Source organism: Kribbella antiqua (assembly GCF_004345665.1).
In the GTDB taxonomy this organism is placed as follows: domain Bacteria; phylum Actinomycetota; class Actinomycetes; order Propionibacteriales; family Kribbellaceae; genus Kribbella; species Kribbella antiqua.
In genome coordinates this window covers 114,945-134,528 of sequence record NZ_SLWR01000004.1, presented here as the reverse complement: position 1 = coordinate 134,528, position 19,584 = coordinate 114,945, and the positions used below count along the sequence as shown (strand labels likewise).

The following is a 19,584-nucleotide window of genomic DNA, read 5'->3' as shown; positions in this document are numbered from 1 at the left end:
CTCATAGTCTCCCAACGCCGCCCCCGGGGCGAACCTTCCCGGCCGCGATTACGGCGGGCTAACGTCACGCGATCATCGCCGCGGTCCGTCGTACGGGCGGTCCGGTGGTCAGGGACGCGTAGGACATCGCCAGGCGTTCCACGCCGTCACGCAGTGCATCCGGCTCCAGCGTGAACGGCAGCCGGATGAACGACTCCAGGCCGCCGTCGGGGGAGAAGCGCGATCCAGCTACCAGCAGTACGCCGTTCCGCTGCGCCACGCCGACCAGCGAAGATCCGACTGGCTCCGGCAGTTCGCACCACAGCGACAACCCGCCCGCCGGAACCCGGAACCGCCACGACGGCAGATGCTCCCGCAGCGCCTCCGCCAGCGCATCGCGACGGAGAGCCAGCGAAGCCCGGCGCTCGGGCAGGATCGTCGACCGCCGGCGCAACAACCCGGCGACGACGAGCTGATCCAGCACCGGCGCACCCAGGTCCATCGAGGCACGCGCATCGAGCACGCGCGCCACCAACGTCTCCGGCACCCGCATCCACCCGATCCGCAGACCACCCCAGAACGACTTGCTCACAGAGCCGACTGTGATCACTCCGGCCGGATCGTACGACGCGAACGGCGGCGGCATCTCCTGCCCGTCCAGCGACAGCTCGAACAGCGTCTCGTCGACGATCGCCGTCGTCCGGCTCCGGGCGAACGCGATCGCCAGCCGCTGCCGGTCGGTTGCCGACATCAACCATCCGGTCGGGTTCTGGAAATCCACGACCAGCCAGGCGGCGCGCGGTGACGACTGCCTGATCGTTGCCTCCAGCAAGGGAAGGTCCCAGCCGTCGGGGCTGATCGGCGTGGCCACCACGCGGCAGCCGCTGCGCCGGATCGCGTCCACCGAGTTCGGGTGCGTCGGGCTCTCGGTCAGCACCCGGTCGCCGATCTGCGTGACCGCCCGGACCGCGGTCGCCGTCGCCGCCAGCGCGCCCGCGGTGACGATGATCTGCTCCGGCGACGTCGGCAGCCCGCGCTCTTCATAGGCGGCCGCGATCTCCTCCCGCAGCACGGGCAGGCCCATCGGGTGATAGCCGGGCGTCGCCAGGTGTGGTGGGAGATCCTCGGCCGCTTCGGCGACCGCCGTACTGATTCCCGGTACGGCGGTCGGCGCGGCGCAGGTGAAGTCGTACAGGCCGTCGGTGTCGATGCCCGGGGCGTGGTGCCGGCCGAGCTCGGGCTCGATCCGGGACGGGAGTGCCGTGACACTGCCGGATCCGCGCCGGCTGATCAGGTAGCCGCTGTCGCGGAGCTCCCGGTACGCCGAGGCGACCGTCGTACGGCTGACTCCGAGTGCGTCGGTCAGTTCGCGCTCGCTCGGGAGGCGCGAGCCGGGCATGATCCGCCCGTCCGCGATCAGCAGCCGGAGCCGCCCGGCCAGGATCCGGTACGCCGGACCGGTCCCGTCGGACCACGCACCGAGCAGGCCAGAGAGCGTACTGGCGGGAAGATATTGACTCTTCACGCAGTCCACTATCGCAGAATTGGCTATCGATCACCAGGCCACTTGCTCGCAGACTAGACAATGTGACCGCCACTTCCGAAGCCCCGCCACGCCAGCTCGCCGCCCTGAACCCGATCCAGCAGCTGAAGGCAGGCCACCTTCCGCGCCGCCTCGTCCAGTTGTACGTCGGCCTGACCCTGTACGGAGCCTCGATGGGCCTGATGATCCAGGGCAACCTCGGCCTGGACCCGTGGGACGTTTTCCACTCGGGCATCACCAAGCACATCCCGCTGAGCTTCGGCACGATCGTGATCGCGATGAGCTTCGTCGTACTGCTCGCCTGGATCCCGCTGCGGCAGTGGCCCGGCCTCGGCACGATCAGCAACGCCATCGTGATCGGGCTGGTGACGGACCTGACCCTGGCGACGGTCGACCGGCCGGACGAACTCTGGCTGCGGATCGTCTTCATGCTCGCCGGCGTCGTGGTGAACGCGCTCGCCGGTGCGCTCTACATCGGCGCGCAGTTCGGTCCCGGTCCGCGCGACGGCCTGATGACCGGGCTGGTACGTCGTACCGGCCTCAGCGTCCGGCTGGTGCGTACGACGATCGAGGTGACGGTACTCGCGGTCGGCTTCCTGCTCGGTGGAGTCATCGGCATAGGAACCGTCGTCTACGCGCTGTCCATAGGCCCGCTCGTGCACTTCCTGCTGCCGATCCTCACGGTCCGGCTGAAGAGCCGTTCGAGCCATACGATGGGCTGATGCCGGATGCGATTGTCCCCGACCAGGACCTGATCAAGCAGCTCCTCGAGCAGATGGAGCTCAAGTACGTCGTCGACGACGAGGGCGACCTCGCGGCTCCGTGGGAGGAGTTCCGCACGTACTTCATGTTCCGCGGCGAAGGGGATCAGGAGATCTTCTCGGTACGCACGTTCTACGACCGGCAGTACGGCATCGACGAGCGGGCGCAACTGCTCGAGTCGATCGACGACTGGAACCGCCGGACCCTGTGGCCGAAGGTCTACAGCTACACCCATGACGACGGCACGGTCCGCCTGATCGGCGAGAGCCAGATGATGATCGGCGGGGGTGTCTTCCTGGAGCACTTCGTATCGTCGGTGGTCAGCTGGACCCGCGCCGCCGTCGACTTCGACCCCTGGTTGATCGAGCGGCTCGGCCTGGAGGCCGACGTCGCCTCCGCCATCGAGGACGACGAGCCGGACGACTCCCAGTAGACGAACGGGCCCCAGACCACCACTTTCCGGAACATAGTTTGCGTTCGGCAGCGAGAACGTCACCCCGGCATGCCTGGTCGAAGAGCTGCCGTGGTCACCGGAATCCGAGCGTGAGCTGCTCGGCGCGTATGTCGACGTCGTCATCACCCACCGGGCGACCGGACCCACGTTGATGCGCGACATCGCCGGCGTACTGGCTGCTTTCGGCGACGACCTGGACAAGCTGATCGCCGACAGCCGCCGCTTCCAGACCTGGCTGGCGTCGTTCGCGCCGAGCGACTCGACCGTGAGCGTTCGGGGCGCGTTGTCTACTTGGTGAAGCCTTGGCCCTGTCCGGGGGCTTGTTGCTGGCCGCCGGTCTTCGGGGCCGCGCCTTGGGCGTTGGTCTGCTCGGGCCGCGGAGAGCCGGCCGGAGGCTGGACCCCCGTGGTCCAGGTGGCGAGGTTCTGGGCGTCGGGGCCGCGGCGGTGGCTGCCGTTGCCTGGCGGGGCAATCACGTTTGCTGCGGCGTCGTACAGGTGGTCGAGGGCTTCGGTCCGTGCCTCTGGAGTCTGAGCACTTTCCACCGCGATGACTCGGGCCCTCAAGCCGGCGGCCTCGCTGGGGCTCAGGTCGCCGCTACCGCGGTGGCGGCCGGCGCCTTCCTCGAGCGGCAGACTCTTTACGGTCTGGTACAGCCGCTCCAGAGCTTCCGAACGTTCCTCGGGGCTCTGCGCGTACTCCACATCGAAGGCCCGGCCGGCCAGGCTGTTGACGTCCTTGCCGTGCAGGTTGGTCTGCGCTACCCCGGGATCCTTCCGGAACAGCGCGAAGGCGGAGCGCGTGCTCTCGGCTCGGTGCGCGCCGGTGCTCCGCATTCCGCGGGCCCAGCGGGACACTCCGTCGTACATCTGCCGACCGGTCTGCAGAGCAGCCTGCCCCATGTTGGCCATGCCGTTGAGGACGGCGCGGCCGTTCTCGGCAGCTGTCCGCTTGGACGCCGTCACGGCTGCCGTCCGCGTAGCGGTCACAGCTCGCCGGGAGGCGTCCACGACGGTCTCGCGAGCCTGCTGGAGGACCGGGCGCAGCAGCTCCCTGGTCTCGGCGGCGAGCTCACGGGCCCGCCTCACCACGTCGAAGACCGGGCCAAGCGCCTCGAACACCTTGATGGCCCGCTCGGCAGCCACTAGTTCACTCTGTGTGAATTGGCCCTGTGAAGCCGCGCCCAGCCGCGAGAGCAGGTCAGGCGCCCCCTGCACCTGCTGCGGCACCGCCAGCCCCCACTGCGGATCCGGTGCCTGCTGCGGCATCGGTGGGATGGCCTGCGCATACGAGTTGTCCGGTACGGCGAACTGCGGCGGCGGCGGGCCAAACGTGCCGTACTGCTCGGGTGGGGGTGTGGTCATGTGCCGATCTCCTAGTCGAGGTAGACCGCGTAGTTGACACCCACCGCGGTGGTCAGCGGGTCGCTCGTCGGTTTGTCGCTGAACAGCTGGATCTGAGCGCCCGGGCGCCGCCAGACGGCAAGGTGCCGACGGTCAGCTCCGGCCCGCTGCGCCCACTCGTCGCGGAACGTCGGGCTGCTCTCGTCACCCACGTAGTCCGGCTCACCGAAATGCTTGCGAGCCAGGGCGAGGTGATCCGGCCAGTGCGCGTCCAGGCCGGCTTCGGCCTCGGCCATGTCGTCGGGCCCGAGCCCGTACGCCGACCAGCCGCTGTTCCGGGCGTCGGCGAACACCAGCCCATCGAACACCACCATCGTGATACCGCGCCGGGTGGTGAATCCCCACGACGCCGTCGTCGGCTCGATCTCCTCACCCGGCTCGAGCGGCCATGGCTGCCAGTCGGTGGCCGCAGTCACTCGCTCGACAATCGCCCGTACGACGGCCGGCCCGGCGGCGGCGCTGTCGGGACCGGCCAGCTGGGTCCAGTCCGCGACCTCGGCGAGATCGGCCATCGCCAGGTCATCCTCATCAAGCGGCCTGTCCTGCGTCTTCATCCGGCCTAGTTCCTTCCGTCCGTGGCCCAACGATCAGAGGTCGGCTTGCAAATGCTCAGACCTCTGCAGTCGGTCCCTTCCGCCCCGGCACGGCCCGGTGGCGTCCTCCTTGATCCCTCCGAGGTGCAGCAGCCGCGGGGCCGTTCTGCCCGGCGCCGGCCCCCGCCCCGGCCTTCCCAGCGTCTCCTCTGACCGCACGGGAGGCGTCGGGCATGCCCTCAAGCGCCGTGTGGTGGGTGAGGGACACGTCGGCTTTCAGTCTGGATGGGTCCGAGGCACGCCCTGCGGCAGCCTGGCCGTCTGGTGTCTGGTGTCCCGGCACGGCAGCCTGTGGCGATTCGTGCAGCGGCACAACCGGCACCGGGCCGGCATCTTGGTTCTGCGCGGTGGCGACCCAATTACCCGCCACTGCCGGGTCCTCACGACCTGGGACCGGTGCCGGAGCCGGCCCGCGGCCAGCGGGCTGCGCATGTGCCGCAGGTGCCTGTTGCGCGGGTCCCTGGGTGGGCTGTGCGTCTCCCGGCTGGGCGTACGGGTTGTTCGGCACGGGGACCTGAGGCTGCGGCTGGGTGTATGGGCCAGGTTGGGCCTGCCCCTGTGCCGCAGGTGCCTGCGGCACGGTTCCATAAGCGGGTTGGGCCTGTCCTGGTGCCACAGGTGTCTGCTGCGCGGTCCCCTGCGCCTGTGCCACGGGCACGGCGACAGGTACGACTACGGGTGCGGGCTGCGCGGGTCCTTGGCCGGCGGCTGGTGCCGGGGGTGCGGGCAGTGGGGCCTGGGGCACCCCGTTCTGAGCCGGTCCCGCCTGCTGCGCGGGCTGGGGCGCTGGGGCCGGCCCTGTCTGCTGCGCGCCCTGGCCGGTCGGAACCACCGCGGGGCCGAATTGCTGCGAGTTGGCAGCCATCGCCTGCAGGACCTGGGTTTGTGCCGCCGTTTGTTGCCGCAGGTCGCGCAACTCGGTCAGCAGCTTGTTCTGGACGAGCGCCATCTGACTGACGGCCTGCGTGAGCCGGTCCTGCGGGGTCATCGGCGCGCCCTGCGCCGGGGCCTGGGGTTGTGCTCCCTGCCCAGCCTGCTGCTGGGCCTGTGCCCCCTGAGCGGCCTGCGGTTGGGCTGGTGCGGCGATCCCGGCTCCGGAGCGGATGGACTCCTCCATCGCGACCTGAGCGAGGACCCCCAGCTCCTCGGGGGTCATCTTGGATTTGCCGACGGCTCTTCGCGTCTCGGGATCCAGCTTCTTCATGTCCCGGGCCTGCTGGGCAAAAGCGGCTTTGATCCGCTTTCTCCCCATCCTGCGGTTCAGCCAGCGGGAAAGCTTCTTCAGCGGGTTCTTGCTCCGCGCGGCCTCCCGCTGGCGGTCGGCGCCCTCCCGCAGCTTGTTGTTGATGTGCTGCAGGGCCTCCGGCGACGGCCGGCGACCGCCGTGCTCCGCGGCGAGCTTGTCCCGGGCCAGGAGCTGCAGCTCGGCCTTGGACAGCTTGGCGTAGCCGACGGCCTCGGCCAACTCCGGGTCGAACCGCTTCGCTTCGGCGCCGGCCTGGATGAAGCCGGCCTTGAGGTTCTTGGTGCCCAACCGCTTGTTCTTCCAGCGGGAAATCCGGCCTTCGGGTGCTTGCGTGGTCATCGGCTCTCTCCTAGTCGATGTAGACCGCGTAGTTGACCCCGACAGCCGTCGTCAGCGGGTCCTTCGTGGGCTTGTTGCTGTACAGGTGGATCTGAGCTCCCGGCCGCAGCCAAACCGCCAGATGCCGCCGGCCGGAGCCGGCGCCGGGCTCCCATTCATCGGCGAAGTCGGGGCTGCTGTCGTTGCCGACGTAGTCCGGCGGGCCCCAGTGCCGCTGGGCCATCGCGAGGTGCTCGGGCCAGTGCGCATCCAGCCCGGCCTCGGCGGCCGCGACGTCGTCAGGGCCGAGGTCGTACGCCGACCAGCCGCTCTCGGGGCAGTCGGAGAACGCGAGCCCGTCGAAGACGATCATCGTGGTGCCGCGCCGGGTGGTGAATCCCCAGGACACCATCTCGTCGGCGATCACCTCACCGGGCTCCAGCGGCCACGGCTGCCAGGACGTGTGCTTCATCACCCGTTGGACGAGCGCATGGACGACTTGCGGGCCGGAGTCGTCGTCATCCGGACCGGCGATAACGCTCCAGTCCTGGATCTCGGCGAGGTCCGCCATCGCCAGGTCGTCCTGATCGAGCGGCCTGTCCTGCGTCTTCATCGGCGCCCTCGTCCCTTCCGTCTCGTTCTGCCCCAGTCATTCCGGTCCGGTCCGGTACGTTGACCCCGGCAACCACTGGCGCGTCGGCAGTGGTTAACCACCGACCGCAACCGTAAGTCGCCGTACGGGTCAGTATCCAGTGGGTTCGACGTTGCTGTGGACAATCTGGATCCCAGTTCGGACACGGCGCTTCGTCTCATCGGGGGACGGCTGTCCCGGCTTCAGCAGACCAGGCCGTACGCTGGTCCGGTGAACTCCGAACACCACTACGGCTTCGAGACGCTCGCCATCCACGCCGGAAACGAGCCCGACCCCACCACCGGTTCGGTGGTGCCGCCGATCTACGCGACCAGCACCTACAAGCAGGACGGCGTCGGCGGGCTGCGCAACGGCTACGAGTACTCCCGGTCGGCGAACCCGACCCGGACGGCGCTGGAAGAGTGTCTGGCCGCCATCGAGGTCGGCAACCGCGGCTTCGCGTTCGCCAGCGGCCTGGCCGCCGAGGACACCCTGATCCGCTCGCTCTGCGTGCCGGGTGACCACGTGGTGTTCCCCGACGACGCGTACGGCGGCACGTTCCGACTGTTCGCGCGCGTACTGGGCAACTGGGGCGTCGAGATGACCCCGGCCGCGGTCACCCACCCCGACGCGATCCGGGCCGCGATCCGCCCGGGCAAGACCAAGGTGGTCTGGCTGGAGACGCCGACCAACCCGCTGCTGAACGTCGCCGACATCGCCATCGTCGCGCAGATCGCCCACGACGCCGGCGCCCTGCTGGTCGTCGACAACACCTTCGCGTCCCCGTACCTGCAGCAGCCGCTGGAGCTCGGCGCGGATGTGGTCGTCCACTCCACCACGAAGTACATGGGCGGTCACTCCGACGTGGTCGGCGGCGCGCTGATCGTCCGCGACGCCGGGCTGGCCGAGAAGATCGCCTTCCATCAGAACGCGATCGGCGCGGTCGCCGGGCCGTTCGACTCGTGGCTGGTGCTGCGCGGGATCAAGACCCTCGGCGTCCGGATGGACCGGCACAGCGACAACGCCGAGAAGGTGGTCGAGTTCCTGCAGCGGCACCAGTCCGTCACCCAGGTGCTCTACCCGGGGATCGACGGCCACCCCGGTAGCGAGACCGCCGCGAAGCAGATGAAGCGGTACGGCGGCATCGTCTCCTTCCGGGTCGCCGGGGGAGAGCAGCAGGCGATTGACATCTGCAACAAGGCCGAGGTCTTCACCCTGGGCGAGTCGCTCGGCGGGGTCGAGTCGCTGATCGAGCACCCGGGCAAGATGACCCACGCCTCGGTCGCCGGTACGCCGCTCGAGGTGCCGGCCGACCTGATCCGCCTCAGCGTAGGCATCGAAACCATCGACGACCTCCTCCTCGACCTCGATCGGGCCATGTCGTAAGTGGTTCCGCACGTACGACGTCCGTCGGCAGGCGGGAGCTGATGAGCCTCGTGGTGGCGGTTGACTTCGGGTCAACGTTTACCAAGGCGATCGCGGTGGATATCGGGTCGGGCGAGTTGGTTGCGCGGGCTGAGCATCGGACCACCATCGACACGGATGTGATGGACGGCTGGCTCGCCTGCCGGGCCGCGCTGATCGAGGCGGATCGTGGGGTTGCGAACGCCGAGGTGCTGGCGTGCTCGAGTGCTGGCGGTGGGCTGCGAATCGGTGTTGTGGGCAACGAAGAGTTGGTGACCGCCGAAGCCGGTCGTCGGGTCGCGTTGTCCAGTGGTGGCCGGGTGGTTGCCGTTGTCAACGGTGGGCTCACGGCAACGACTCTGAAGAGCCTGCGCAAGGACCGCCCCGATGTCGTCCTCCTGCTCGGCGGCACCGATGGCGGCAACGCAGCAGTCCTGCTGAAGGCAGCTGAAACCCTGGCGAAGTACAGCTGGCGTCGCCCGGTAGTTGTCGCAGGCAACATCGAGGCTCAGGACGAAGTCGCCGCCCTGCTCAAAACCGCTGACGTGCCGCACGTTCTGGCGAGCAACGTCGTACCGGAGATCGGAGTATTCGCGCCGGACGGTGCGCGGGCCGCGATCCGGGAGATGTTCCTCGCACACGTCATCGGCGGGAAGAACCTGTCCCGGGATCCCGGCTTCGCCGCCATGATCAAGGCCGCGACTCCAGACGTCGTACTGCGCGGAGTCGAAGTGCTGGCCGGGTTGCACGGCGACGTCGCGGTCGTGGACATCGGCGGCGCGACCACGGACGTCCACTCGGTCATCGAACTCGACCCCGAGGACGCGAACCTAGGCCGCGAGGTCGTCGCGACCCACCCCGTCACCCGCACGGTCGAGGGCGACCTCGGCATGCGCTGGAGCGCCGTACCCACGGTCGCCGCCGGCGTCGAGGCCGAGCTCATCCCCGACGACGAACCATTGCGTACGGCGGCGATCGCACGGCACCGGGACCCGTCGTACCTGCCGGACTCCGCGATCGAGACGTCGTATGACGAAATGCTCGCCAGGGTGGCGGCGACGGTCGCACTCAGGAGGCACGCGGGACGTCAACGGGTGGTGTTCGGACCGGGTGGGCGCGTGATCGAGCGGTCCGGGAAGGATCTGCGCGAGGTGGATCTGCTGGTCGGGTCCGGGGGAGTGCTGCGGCACAACGCTCCTGGGACAGCGGAGCGGATCCTAGGATCCGTCGCGGCCAACGCGCAGGAGGAAGGCTGGCTGGTTCCGGAGCGAGCTGAGGTCTGCGTGGACAAGGACTATGTACTCGCGGGCGTAGGCCTGCTGGCCGACCGCGAACCCCAAGCCGCCAGAGGCCTGGCCGCCCACATTCATAGAACGGCCCGAGCCGGGCACTAGTCTCAGCAGCAAGCGAGTGCTGCGGAGGTGTGATGAGCGAGGCGGGGCGGGAAGAGGACGACGCGGCTGGCGAGGGGCGGGAGAAGCCGAGTCCGGTCGCGGACAACGAGGTGCTGGATGAGTCCGCCGAGACTGTGACGCGGGGCGATCACCTGATTGCGGCTTCGAGTCAGGGGCGCGTCGACACCGGGGTGACGCCGGGGATGCAGATCGCGAGTGCCTGGGCCTGGCGGTTCCTCGTCATCGTCGCGGCCGTGGTGGTGATTGGCTACGGGATGCGTTACCTGTCCGAGGTCGTCGTGCCGGTCACGGTCGGCGTGCTGCTCACCGCGCTGCTGGTGCCGGTGACGAACGGCCTGCAACGGCTGCGGCTGCCGCGTGGACCGGCGGCTGGTATCACCGTGCTCGCCACGATTGTGCTGGTGGCAGGGTTGCTGACGCTGGTCGGGACGCAGATCGCGAGCCAGTTCGAGAGCCTGTCGACCCAGGTTGGCGAGGGCGTCCAGAAGCTGCGTGACCTGGCCCGGATCAACTTCGGCCTGACCGACGCCGATATCACCAATGCCTTCAACTCGCTACGGGACGAGATCACTTCCGGTGGCGCGCTCGGCCAGCGGGCAGCGGAGGTCGGCAGCACGGCCACGCATGTGCTGGCCGGTCTGGCCATCTCGCTGTTCTGCCTGTTCTTCTTCCTGTACCAGGGCGACAAGATCTGGGCCTGGCTGGTGCGGCTGTTCCCGCGGCAGGCCCGGGAGAAGGCCGATTCGTCCGGGCGGAAGGCGTGGGTCTCACTGACCGCGTTCGTCCGGGCCACCATCATCGTCGCCGGGGTGGACGCGATCGGCATCTCGCTGGGTGCGGCCATCCTCGGCCTGCCGCTGGTGAGCGCGATCGGAATCCTGGTCTTCGTCGGTTCGTTCGTGCCGGTGGTCGGTGCGCTGATCAGTGGAGCGGTCGCCGTCCTGGTCGCGCTCGTTGCCAAGGGCCCGCTTGTCGCGATCATCATGCTGGGCGTGGTGATCGGCGTACAGCAGCTCGAGGCGCACGTACTGCAGCCGTTCCTGCTCGGCCGCGCGGTCTCTGTGCACCCGCTCGCGATCATCCTCGCGATCGCGACCGGCGTCGTCGTCGCCGGGATCGTCGGCGCGCTGGTCGCCGTACCGACGGCCGCCGTACTCAACACCATCGTCAATCATCTGGCCGGCAACGACGTCGACCCCGAACCCCCGAGACCGTTGCCTCGACGCCCTTTGCCGCGCCGCAAGCAACCCTCACCAGAGGTCGCGGACGGATAAGCGAAAGGCGCCGCCGGGAAGCTCCCGGCGGCGCCTTTCCACAACTCGTCGGTCAGCCCCCGATGCTCGGGCCATCCTTGGTGTTCTTGGTGAGGTTGATATTGGCCTGCGCGCCTTGGTCGTTGCCCTGCTGCGGACCAGTGGCCTGGGCTGGGACCGCACCACCGGCCTGTGCCATGCCACCAAGCGCGTGTGCCATGGTGGCGTCCTGCCCCGCGGCCGCACCCTGGGTGCCCTGCGCGGCGGCGAACTTGGCCTCGATCGTCTCTCGGATCGAGGCCCACGCGCGGTCCCTACCCTCGACGGTCGACTCCGCAGCGATCTCGTTCAGTCGCTGGGTCAAGTCCACGGTGTCACGCGTTGTGATGGCCGGCTGTGACGCGTCGTACCGGAACATGGCTACGGCGGCGCGAGCGGACTCGGACCGTCTCTGCGCGAAGTTCTGGCCGCCCTCGATCCAGCGGGACACCCGGGCGGCTGCCCGCTGTCCGGCCCCAACGACTGCCTCGCCGGCGGCTACGGCGCCTCCCGCAACGGCCTGGGCGCCTCCTGCGACAGCTCTGCCTGCGGCAACCGCGCCAGTCTGGGCACCTCCTGCGACAGCTCTGCCTGCGGCAACCGCGCCTCCCGCGACGGCCTGGGCGCCTTCTGCGACGCCACGGCCCACGGCCTGGGCACGTTGCCCGACCGCGCGGCCGGCCTCCACGGTGCCGTCAACGACCGCCTGGCCGGCGGCGGTGATGCCCTCGCCCACTCGATGCGCGGTGCGGTTTGCGGCGATCGCACCACGGTCGACCAGGTCCGCTACCTGCTCGCTGGCCCGGTTGTAGGTGGCAACGACGGGATCCCGGACATCCCTGTAGGCTTGCGCGGCGCCGGCGGCTGCCAGAGTCGCCCCTCCGACCACGGCCTGCCGCATATCGCGGGCCTGACTGGCAAGCTGCTGGGCGGCCTCGCTCAGCCGTGTGGTCTGCTGGTCGTAAACCTCATTGACCCGGCTGACCACGCCGGCGATCGTGGCGGTGATCTTGGCCCGTAGCGGCTGCTTGTTCAGCACCTTGTCGAGCTTCGCCTCCTGGTCGGGCGTCATGCTCATCCATTTGTTGAAGAGCCGCTGCTGGCTTTCGTCCATGTCCGCAAATACGCCCATGGCCTGGCCGAAGTTGCCCTGCTCCCAGCGTCCGGGACCTGCGTTCGGTGTGGACATTCGATCTCCTAGTCGATGTAGACCGCGTAGGTGACACCAACTGCTGGGGTCAGTGGGTCCTTGGTCGGCTTGTTGCTGAAGAGGTGGAACTGCGCGCCGGGGCGGACCCAGACGGCCAAGTGACGCCGGTCGGCTCCCGCGGCCGGCCTCCACTCGTCGAGGAAGGTGGGGCTGCTGTCGTTACCCACGTAGTCGGGTTCGCCCAGGTGCTTCCGGGCGAGCTCGAGGTGCTCCGGCCAGTGCGCGTCGAGCCCGGCTTCGGCCAGGGCGATGTCGTCCGGCCCGATCTCGTACGCCGACCATCCGCTGTTGCGGACGTCCGCGAAGGCGAGCCCGTCGAACATGACGATCGTGCTGCCGCGCTTGGTGGTGAATCCCCATGAGGCCAGCACCGGGTCGATCTGCTCACCCGGCTTGAGTGGCCACGGCTCCCAGTCGGTCGCACTGGTGACCCGCTGGACCAATGCACGGACCACGGCGGGTCCGGAGTCGTCGCTGTTGGGGCCTGCCAGCGGCGTCCAGTCCGTGACCTCGGCGAGGTCGGCGATCGCCAGGTCGTCCTCGTCGAGCGGCCTGTCCTGCGTCTTCATCCGGGCTTGTTCCTTCCGTCCGTGACTCAAGCCATCCTCGGCAACGGTAAGCGTGATCAGGGTCACCCGACCGCGCCGGACGCCGAGCCGGCAGATCTCTGCACCCGGGGACGTGTGCCACCGGGTTGGTCTAGATCGGAGCTTAGAGGTCGCGGCCCTGCCGGCCGTTCTCGCGGCCCGTAGTGGTCTGTCCGCGTTCGCCGGTGCCGGCGGCGTTGTGCTGCTGACCCGGCGCCACTTGCGGCACCGCCGCGGCGTTGACGCTGGCCGCCAGGTCACCGGACAGACCGGACTGTTGCCCTAGGCCCCCAGAGGCTCCCCTCGTCGCGTACGCGCTCTCGGTCATCCCTCGCAGCGAGACGCCGTCGTTTCTGGCCGGCGGCTCATCCAGGTTGCCCCTCGCGTCCCGGAGAACTTGCCTGGCCCGTTGGGTGTCGCTGATGACGACTGGTGGCGTCATGTCCCCTCCTCGGTGAGGTAGACCGCGTAGTGGATTCCGACCGAGACCGACAACGGGTACTTGGTCGGCTTGTTGCTGTACAGGTGGAGCTCAGCACCCGGCGGTGCCCAGACCGCGAGATGACGACGGTCCCGGCCGGCGCCGGGCGACCATTCGTCGACGAACTCGGGACTGCTGTCGGATCCGACGTACGCCGGTTCGCCCCAGTGCCGGAGGGCCAGGTCGAACTTGGCCGGCCAGTGCTCGTCCAGGCCCGCCTCGGCGGCGCGGATGTCGTATCTCTCGATCGCGAACGCGACCCACCCGCTGAACGGGCTGTGCGGCAGGATCTGGTCGTCGTACACGGCCATCTCGGTACCGCGTTTGGTCAGGAAGCCCCAGCCGTCGAGTTGGTCGTCGATCACCGTCTTGCGGTCGAGCGGCCACGGGCGCCAGCCGGTGGCGGACTTGACCCGCTTGATGAGTTTGCGCACCGGAACCGGGCCCGTCTCGCCCGTATGCGGGCCGCCGACCCGGCGCCAGTCGCCGACCTCGGCGAGATCGGCCATCGCGCGGTCGTCGTCGTCCAACGGCCGACCCAGTGTCTTCATCCCCAGGCTGTTCCTGTCACTCCGGTGATCTTGCCAGTGCAACCTAAAGCCCGCCGGGGTCAGCGCGCCAGCTTTGCTCACCCAGCAGAACGGCCGCCCCGGAGAGCTCCGGGACGGCCGTTCCAGTCTGTTCCAGTACGCCGTCAGTGCATCGCGGCGGCCGCGGAGGACTCGATCTCGCCCTCCTGCTTCGGCGCGCCGTCGGAACGGCCGGCCAGCCGCTGCTCCGGCGTGATCACGGCGATGATCAACGCGATCGCCAGGAACGGCAGCGAGACGAGGAAGACGTCGTCCATCGCGTCGACCAGACCGTGCAGCGCCCAGCCCTTCATCGGCTCCTGCAGCCCGTGCAGCGCCTGGACGCTGTTCGCCGCCTTGGCGATTCCGTCGACCATGGTCTGCGTCGCGTTCGGGATGATGTCGGTCAGGTGGTCCTTCAGCCGGCTGGTCAGCACCGCGCCGTAGACCGCCGTACCGATCGCGCCACCCATCGAGCGGAAGAAGGTCATCGTCGAGGTCGCGCTGCCCATGTGCTGCCGGGGCACGCTGTTCTGCGCGGCAGTGACAGTGATCTGCATCGACAGGCCCAGGCCGGCGCCCATCACGAACATGTAGATCGCGAGCTGCCAGTACGGCGTGGTCAGGCTCAGCGTGGACAGCAGCACCATCGCACCGCCGACCAGGACCGCGGAGATGATCGGGTAGATCTTGTAGCGCCCCGTCTTGCTCATCAGCTGACCGCTTGGGATCGAGGCGGAGAAGATACCGACGATCATCGGCAGCAGCGCCAGGCCGGACCGGGTCGGCGACAGGTCCTTCACCGCCTGCAGGTACAGAGGCAGGAAGATCAGCGCACCGAACATCGCGAACCCGAGCAGGAAGGCGTATCCGGCGTACCCGGAGAAGATCCGGCCCTTGAACAGGTCCATCGGGATGATCGGCTCGGACACCTTCAGCTCGACGAAGACGAAGCCGACGGCGAGTACGGCGGCGGCGGCCAGCAGGGCGATCGTCGTACCGGTGCCCCAGCCGTTGGTCGGACCGCTCCAGGAGATGGCCAGCAGCAGTGAGGTGACGGCTCCGGTGATCACGGCGGCGCCGAGGTAGTCGATCTTGTGCGACCGCTTCACGTGCGGCAGCTTCAGTACGGCGGCGACGATGCCCAGGGCAACCAAACCGATCGGCAGGTTGATCCAGAAGATCCAGCGCCAGCCCGGACCGTCGGTGAGCAGACCGCCAAGCAGCGGGCCGGCCACCGAGGACAGGCCGAAGACGGCACCGAAGTACCCCATGTACTTACCGCGCTCGCGCGGCGGGATCACGTCGCCGATGGTGGCGAAGGCCAGCGACATCAGACCGCCGGCGCCGAGGCCCTGGACGGCCCGGAAGCCGATCAGTTCCTCGATGTTCTGCGCCAGCGCGGACAGCACCGAGCCGGCCAGGAAGGTGAGGATCGCCGCGATGAACAGCGGGCGGCGGCCGTAGAGGTCGGAGATCTTGCCCCACAGCGGCGTGGAGGCGGTCGAGGTCAGCAGGTACGCCGTGACCACCCAGGACAGCTTGTCCAGGCTGTTGAACTCGCTGACGATCCGCGGCAGCGCCGTACCGACGATGCTCTGGTCGAGCGCGGCCAGGAACATGCCGGCCATCAGGCCGCCGAGGACGACCAGGATCTGCTTGTGGGACAGGTAGTTCGGGGCGTTCCCGTCGGATGCGGCGCCGCCGGTGGTGGCGGGCTCGGTGGTGCTCATCTGGTGCTCTCCAGGTTCTTGTCGGTGTTCTCGCGGGCGGCGGGGTCCCCACCGGGCGCGAAGTCGGTGTTGTCGGCGCGCAGTCTCGGCGCGACGGCCGCCCAGCCCCGGTCCGCCCAGCCCCGGTCGGTGATGGGGTCGGTCAGGGTGGCGACGCCGTCGGCGAACCGCGACATCAATCGCTCGAAGGTGTGGATGTCGTCCTCGGACCAGCCGTCCATCGCCGCGCTGAGCAGCTCCATCCGGCGGCGGGCGCTGGACTCCCACTCCTCGATGCCCTGCTCGGTCAGCTCGACGCGGAAGGCGCGGCCGTCGTCGGGGTCGGGGGAGCGGCGGACCAGGCCCAGCTGCTCCAGCGACCGGACATGCCGGCTGGCGGTCGAGGCGTCGAGCTCCATCCGGCCGGCGAGGTCGGACAGCCGCAGTGCGCCGCTGCACCGCAGCACGAACAGCACCAGGTGGGCGCTGTGGTCGATCGTGTCGCCGGGCTGCTTGGTCTTCAGCCGGCGGCCGATCCGGGTAAACGCGTGCAGAACGCCCTCGATCGGGGTCTGCGGAGAGTACGCGTCGTTTACTTGCATGCTGCAAGCATATACATGCTTGCGTGATACACGCAAATGAGTTTCCGAGATCTCTGACTGAGTCGCCACTCATTTGCTCTCCGTCGCCGGTTGGTCACACTGCGCAGTAGAGGAGAATCTGTGCACATGTACTCGACGGCGGAAGGGTGCCTTTTGTGACGCAGGTAGCGGTGGTGACCGGCGGCGGTTCGGGGCTGGGGCGGGAGATGGCGCTGGCTCTGGCGGCGGCCGGGTTCCGGGTGATCGTGACCGGGCGGACCGAGGCGAAGCTCCGGGAGACGGCTGAAGCCTCCCTCGATCAGATCGACTTCGCCGTACTGGATGTCGCGGACGGGTCCGCCGTACGGGCGTTCTTCGGGGAGCTGGAGCGGGTCGACGTACTGGTGAACAACGCCGGGACCGGGGCGCCGGCGTCGCCGGTGCAAGACGTCGCCGAGGAGGACTGGCGGCGGGTGGTGGACATCAACCTGACCGGGTCGTTCCTGTGTGCGCAGGCGGCGTTCGCGCTGATGCTCAAGCAGAACCCGAAGGGCGGCCGGATCATCAACAATGGCTCGATCTCGGCGCACGTACCGCGGCCGCAAGGTATCGCCTACACCGCCAGCAAGCACGCGATCACCGGGCTGACCAAAGGCCTGGAGTTGGAGGGCCGACCCCACGGGATCACGGCGTGCCAGATCGACATCGGGAACGCCGCGACGCAGATGACCGAGCGGATGGCCCAGGGTGTGCTGCAGCCGGACGGCTCGGTCGCGGTGGAGCCGACGTTCGATCCTTCGATCGTGGCCGATTTCGTGGTGAAGATCGCCCAGTTGCCGACGACTGTCGCCGTACCCACGCTGACCGTGATGGCGGCCGGGATGCCGTACGTCGGGCGAGGTTGACCGCTCCCGGTCAGAGCGGCCGGGTCCGAGACAGGTCCACGTCGATCACGTCGTACCACTGGCCGGCCGGTGGTTGCGCGACCAGTGGGTCCTTCCAGCGCAGCCGGATCCGATCCGGCTGCGCCTCGACCAGCACCGCCTCCTGCCAGTCCGGTCCGTCGGCTCGCGCCCACCACGTCTCACCAAGACTCGCCAGGCCTTCGGATTCGACAGTCGAGACTGCCGTATCCCGATCGGTCACCGGACCGAGCGCAGCGCCGAAGACGGTGACCGGCATCCACCCGCCGGTCAACGGCACGACGCGGCCGAGCAGTTCCCCGTCCTCCCGGCGTACGTCCTCCGGTGCCGGGAACCCAGGCCACTTCTCCCGCAGTGCCGCGACGATCCGGGCCGTCGTCTCTCCGAGATACCGCACCCCGGCGAGCTCCGCCGTACTCCCGGCATATGCCGCAGGTTCGACGGCTCTCCCCGCGACCCAGGTACGACGGATCCGCTGGGTGGCCGCGATGTCGGAGAGCGGATCCCCGTCCACCAGCACCAGGTCGGCCCGCGCCCCGATCATGAGCCGCCCTCGATCGGTCAGGCCGAACACCTCGGCGGGGGCATTGGTCGCGGCCACGAGTGCCTCGGCCGGTGTGAGTCCGGCCCGCACCAGATAGGCCAGTTCGCGATGCAGCGAGGCCCCGAAGACCAAACCCGGATTCGGCGCGTCCGTCCCAGCCAGGATGCGTACGCCGGCCCGCAGCAGAGCCACCGTGTTCGCGCGAGCCGCCGCACAGTCGGGCGGCTGAGGCGGCATCCACCGACGCGACTGCCGGTCGAGCACCCGCCGCCACCGCCCCGGCATCCGCGCGATCAGCTCGGGCTCGTCCAGCAAGGGCAGACCTCCGGCCGGCCCGTTGAATCCGTCGACGATGTCCAGCGTCGCGATCACGGCCACCCCGGCCGCCGCCACGGCCTCGATGTCGCTGGGCGACATCGGGTCGGACGGCGCATGCGCGAGTACGTCGACGCCACACGAGACGACCTTGACCGCACCAGCCGTGGTCGAGACATGTGCGACCACGGTGAGGTTGCGAGCATGCGCCTCCTGAGTGAGAGCCCGCAGAGTGGGATCGTCCAGGGTAGGGATGTTCATCATCGCTCCCGACCCGTCGTCGTAGATGACCTTCAGATGGTCGGCGCCTTCGGCGATCCGGTCCGCGACGAACTGCTTCGCGTCTTCAGGGCCGGTGACGTAGGGAATCGGTGCGTAGGCCATCGTCGGGTGCCCGCCTGGTGCGGTCGCGCCGACGCCGGAGCTGCGGAAGTCCGCGCACACCGGTCCTTCGACGGAGCGCTCGTGGGCGATCACCTCGGGCTTGCTGAACAGGTCGATCAGGGTCGTGACGCCAAAGGTCGCCGCGAGCTGCGCACAGCCCGGTGCCAGGTGGACGTGCGCGTCGATCAGACCGGGGAACGCGGTCAGCCCGCGCCCGTCCACGAGCTCGTCGCCCGGCTGCGCGATCTCGGATCCGCCGATGGCGGCGATCCGGCCGTCGACCACTCGAAGGCAGTCGCCGGGCAGGACCTCACTCCGGTCGACGAGCCGTGCGTGCAGGAGGGTGAATGGTGTCGCCATGCCGCGGACGCTAAAGGGTGACGTAACGTCATACTCCAACTCGGAAGGGGTCTCGTGGAGCGCACGGTCAGTGAGGTGGCCCGGCTGGCCGGCGTCTCGGTGCGGACCCTACGGCACTACGACGCTATCGGCCTGCTGCCGCCGGGCCGGGTCGCGCCGAACGGCTACCGCTACTACGGCCGCCCCGAACTGCTCCGGCTCCAGCGCATCCTGCTGCTGCGTGAGCTCGACGTATCGCTGCCGGAGATCGGCAGGATTCTGGATCAGGGGCACGATGAAGTGGCCGCCCTGCGGGACCATCGTGCCCAGTTGCTGCGGGAGCGAAAGCGGCTGGAGGATGTGATCAGCGCGGTCGATCGGACTATCGCGGGGCTGTCCGGCGACGAGACGGTCACCGACGACCAGTTCTTCGCCGGGCTGTCGGCCGGGCGGGCCCGCTTGCGCCGCGACCTGACCGAGCGCTTCGGAGCGGCCGTCGGCGAGCACTTCGAGACCGCGGTCAGGGCGACCGACGGGTGGTCCCGGGAGGAGTACGAGGACCTTGCCGACGAGGGCCGGCGGCTGTTGCTACGGATGGCGGCCGCTCGCGACCGCGGCGTTCCTGCGGACTCGGCCGAGGCATTGGAACTGATGGAGCAGCATTACCAGGGCGTACTGGCACTGTGGCCGGCCGATGCGTCGTCGTACCACGCGCTTGGCGATCTGATCCTCGACAACGCGGACCAGCGAGCCATCATCGAGACAGTGGACCTGGACCTGCCGCCCTGGCTGTCACGGGCGATCAAAGCGTACGCCGTCCGCCGGCTTGGCTACCGAGGTTGACCTCCAGTCGTCTTGAGGTTCTACCGTCGCGGATGTGGAGCCGCTCAAAACGACAA

General features: G+C 68.9%; 20 protein-coding genes. 8 read left to right on the top strand and 12 right to left on the bottom strand.

Going from position 1 to position 19,584, the window contains the following annotated elements:
* Positions 1-64: 64 nt before the first annotated feature.
* Positions 65-1,504 carry a MocR-like transcription factor YczR gene (yczR, locus tag EV646_RS13095; RefSeq protein WP_132148123.1) on the bottom strand — a complete coding sequence of 480 codons (1,440 nt, stop codon included), beginning with the start codon at positions 1,502-1,504 and terminating at the stop codon, positions 65-67.
* Between the two features lie 62 nt (positions 1,505-1,566).
* On the opposite strand from yczR, the gene yczE reads away from it, so the two are divergent.
* The 3 genes from yczE to EV646_RS39270 all read left to right on the top strand — a co-directional run bounded on the left by yczE (position 1,567) and on the right by EV646_RS39270 (position 3,036).
* The gene (yczE, locus tag EV646_RS13090; protein WP_132148121.1) at positions 1,567-2,244 is read left to right on the top strand and encodes a membrane protein YczE; all 678 of its coding nucleotides are present in this window, start codon (positions 1,567-1,569) and stop codon (positions 2,242-2,244) included.
* Positions 2,244-2,717 carry a YbjN domain-containing protein gene (locus EV646_RS13085; RefSeq protein WP_132148119.1) on the top strand — a complete coding sequence of 158 codons (474 nt, stop codon included), beginning with the start codon at positions 2,244-2,246 and terminating at the stop codon, positions 2,715-2,717. Before yczE ends, EV646_RS13085 begins: the two co-directional genes overlap by 1 nt.
* 172 nt (positions 2,718-2,889) lie before the next feature.
* Complete coding sequence (locus tag EV646_RS39270; RefSeq protein ID WP_199236958.1) at positions 2,890-3,036, top strand: hypothetical protein; 147 nt, start codon at positions 2,890-2,892, stop codon at positions 3,034-3,036.
* Here EV646_RS39270 and EV646_RS13075 read toward each other — a convergent pair.
* Genes EV646_RS13075 through EV646_RS13060 form a run of 4 tightly spaced genes read right to left on the bottom strand, consistent with a single transcriptional unit; the run spans position 3,026 to position 6,911 of the window.
* Positions 3,026-4,102 carry a hypothetical protein gene (locus tag EV646_RS13075; protein ID WP_132148117.1) on the bottom strand — a complete coding sequence of 359 codons (1,077 nt, stop codon included), beginning with the start codon at positions 4,100-4,102 and terminating at the stop codon, positions 3,026-3,028. The two genes, EV646_RS39270 and EV646_RS13075, sit on opposite strands and share 11 nt — an antisense overlap.
* A gap of 11 nt (positions 4,103-4,113) precedes the next feature.
* On the bottom strand, positions 4,114-4,695 hold the full coding sequence (locus tag EV646_RS13070) for a hypothetical protein (RefSeq protein WP_132148115.1): 582 nt from the start codon (positions 4,693-4,695) through the stop codon (positions 4,114-4,116).
* Positions 4,696-4,750: 55 nt separating this feature from the next.
* Positions 4,751-6,319 carry a hypothetical protein gene (locus EV646_RS13065; RefSeq protein WP_132148113.1) on the bottom strand — a complete coding sequence of 523 codons (1,569 nt, stop codon included), beginning with the start codon at positions 6,317-6,319 and terminating at the stop codon, positions 4,751-4,753.
* Between the two features lie 10 nt (positions 6,320-6,329).
* Positions 6,330-6,911 carry a hypothetical protein gene (locus EV646_RS13060; protein ID WP_132148111.1) on the bottom strand — a complete coding sequence of 194 codons (582 nt, stop codon included), beginning with the start codon at positions 6,909-6,911 and terminating at the stop codon, positions 6,330-6,332.
* Positions 6,912-7,160: 249 nt separating this feature from the next.
* On the opposite strand from EV646_RS13060, the gene EV646_RS13055 reads away from it, so the two are divergent.
* Genes EV646_RS13055 through EV646_RS13045 form a run of 3 tightly spaced genes read left to right on the top strand, consistent with a single transcriptional unit; the run spans position 7,161 to position 11,022 of the window.
* Positions 7,161-8,315 (top strand): cystathionine gamma-synthase, encoded by a 1,155-nt coding sequence (locus EV646_RS13055; protein WP_132148109.1) that lies wholly within the window; start codon positions 7,161-7,163, stop codon positions 8,313-8,315.
* A 41-nt stretch (positions 8,316-8,356) separates the two neighbouring features.
* The gene (locus EV646_RS13050; RefSeq protein ID WP_132148107.1) at positions 8,357-9,727 is read left to right on the top strand and encodes a glutamate mutase L; all 1,371 of its coding nucleotides are present in this window, start codon (positions 8,357-8,359) and stop codon (positions 9,725-9,727) included.
* Positions 9,728-9,759: 32 nt separating this feature from the next.
* Positions 9,760-11,022: an AI-2E family transporter gene (locus tag EV646_RS13045; protein ID WP_132148105.1), complete on the top strand. Its 1,263-nt coding sequence runs from the start codon at positions 9,760-9,762 to the stop codon at positions 11,020-11,022.
* A gap of 52 nt (positions 11,023-11,074) precedes the next feature.
* Here the strand turns inward: EV646_RS13045 and EV646_RS13040 are convergent, their stop codons facing one another.
* From EV646_RS13040 to EV646_RS13015, 6 genes are all read right to left on the bottom strand, one after another.
* Positions 11,075-12,229, bottom strand: coding sequence for a hypothetical protein (locus EV646_RS13040; RefSeq protein ID WP_132148103.1), 1,155 nt, complete (start codon positions 12,227-12,229; stop codon positions 11,075-11,077).
* 8 nt (positions 12,230-12,237) lie between these two features.
* Positions 12,238-12,819 (bottom strand): hypothetical protein, encoded by a 582-nt coding sequence (locus EV646_RS13035; protein WP_132148101.1) that lies wholly within the window; start codon positions 12,817-12,819, stop codon positions 12,238-12,240.
* A gap of 142 nt (positions 12,820-12,961) precedes the next feature.
* The gene (locus tag EV646_RS13030) at positions 12,962-13,279 is read right to left on the bottom strand and encodes a hypothetical protein (protein ID WP_132148099.1); all 318 of its coding nucleotides are present in this window, start codon (positions 13,277-13,279) and stop codon (positions 12,962-12,964) included.
* Positions 13,276-13,869 carry a hypothetical protein gene (locus tag EV646_RS13025; protein ID WP_132148097.1) on the bottom strand — a complete coding sequence of 198 codons (594 nt, stop codon included), beginning with the start codon at positions 13,867-13,869 and terminating at the stop codon, positions 13,276-13,278. The genes EV646_RS13030 and EV646_RS13025 overlap by 4 nt, the downstream gene beginning before the upstream one ends.
* A gap of 143 nt (positions 13,870-14,012) precedes the next feature.
* Positions 14,013-15,620: an MDR family MFS transporter gene (locus EV646_RS13020; RefSeq protein ID WP_132148095.1), complete on the bottom strand. Its 1,608-nt coding sequence runs from the start codon at positions 15,618-15,620 to the stop codon at positions 14,013-14,015.
* Positions 15,617-16,201, bottom strand: a complete 585-nt coding sequence (locus EV646_RS13015) for a MarR family winged helix-turn-helix transcriptional regulator (RefSeq protein WP_132148093.1) — start codon at positions 16,199-16,201, stop codon at positions 15,617-15,619. The genes EV646_RS13020 and EV646_RS13015 overlap by 4 nt, the downstream gene beginning before the upstream one ends.
* 155 nt (positions 16,202-16,356) lie before the next feature.
* Here EV646_RS13015 and EV646_RS13010 point away from each other — a divergent pair, with 155 nt between their 5' ends.
* Positions 16,357-17,085, top strand: coding sequence for an SDR family oxidoreductase (locus EV646_RS13010; RefSeq protein WP_132148091.1), 729 nt, complete (start codon positions 16,357-16,359; stop codon positions 17,083-17,085).
* Between the two features lie 10 nt (positions 17,086-17,095).
* On the opposite strand, the gene EV646_RS13005 is transcribed toward EV646_RS13010, so the two are convergent.
* Entirely contained in the window at positions 17,096-18,706 is a 1,611-nt protein-coding gene (locus tag EV646_RS13005; protein ID WP_132148089.1) for an amidohydrolase family protein, read from the bottom strand.
* A gap of 54 nt (positions 18,707-18,760) precedes the next feature.
* Here EV646_RS13005 and EV646_RS13000 point away from each other — a divergent pair, with 54 nt between their 5' ends.
* The gene (locus tag EV646_RS13000; protein ID WP_132148087.1) at positions 18,761-19,528 is read left to right on the top strand and encodes a MerR family transcriptional regulator; all 768 of its coding nucleotides are present in this window, start codon (positions 18,761-18,763) and stop codon (positions 19,526-19,528) included.
* Positions 19,529-19,584: the final 56 nt, after the last annotated feature.